This is a genomic window from Vibrio anguillarum (genome assembly GCF_001989995.2).
GTDB classification, from domain to species: Bacteria; Pseudomonadota; Gammaproteobacteria; order Enterobacterales; family Vibrionaceae; genus Vibrio; species Vibrio anguillarum.
Genome location: NZ_JAHGUP010000195.1, coordinates 1 through 544, shown reverse-complemented (window position 1 = coordinate 544; position 544 = coordinate 1). Strand labels below are relative to the sequence as shown.

Below are 544 nucleotides of genomic sequence, written 5' to 3'. Positions count from 1 at the left end.
ATGTTCATGCGGTTTCCGTATCAGTAGTAGCGTTGTCTGCCCCTTAAGCGGGCGTTATAAGCAAATTCAGCCCCAGAGGATGAAAAATGGAAATCGAGTACAAAGTAAACCATCCAATCTCAGTTGAACAATTCGTGACTTTACTGAAGAAAACTTCATTGGGTGAGCGTCGTCCTTTGGATAATGAGTCAACTATTCAGGGTATGCTCGACAACTCTAATTTAATTGTGTCCGCATGGCTGAACGGTCAACTTGTCGGTGTGGCTCGCTCAGTGACAGATTTTCATTATTGTTGCTATCTGTCTGATTTAGCCGTTGATGAAAGCGTTCAATCCAATGGTATAGGTAAATATCTGATCTTAGTGACTAAAGAAGAGTTGAGCCAAAGCTGTAAATTGGTTTTACTGTCAGCGCCGAAAGCGCAAGGTTATTATCCGAAAATTGGTTTTGAAGCTCATAATAGTGCATGGGTTTTGTCTAGTTCTGAACAGTTGAACATCAATTAAATCAAGGTTTTATTTGCTTATAACAAACGGCTCAAGAG

1 protein-coding gene is annotated in these 544 nt (G+C 40.4%); it reads left to right on the top strand.

Going from position 1 to position 544, the window contains the following annotated elements:
- Nucleotides 1-86: 86 nt before the first annotated feature.
- Entirely contained in the window at nucleotides 87-506 is a 420-nt protein-coding gene (locus tag PL85_RS18360; RefSeq protein WP_115340177.1) for a GNAT family N-acetyltransferase, read from the top strand.
- The last annotated feature ends 38 nt before the right edge of the window (nucleotides 507-544 follow it).

Coding starts and splice junctions, on each gene's coding strand:
- PL85_RS18360 (WP_115340177.1), top strand. CDS start 87: ATGGAAATCGAGTACAAAGTAAACCATCCAATCTCAGTTGAACAATTC.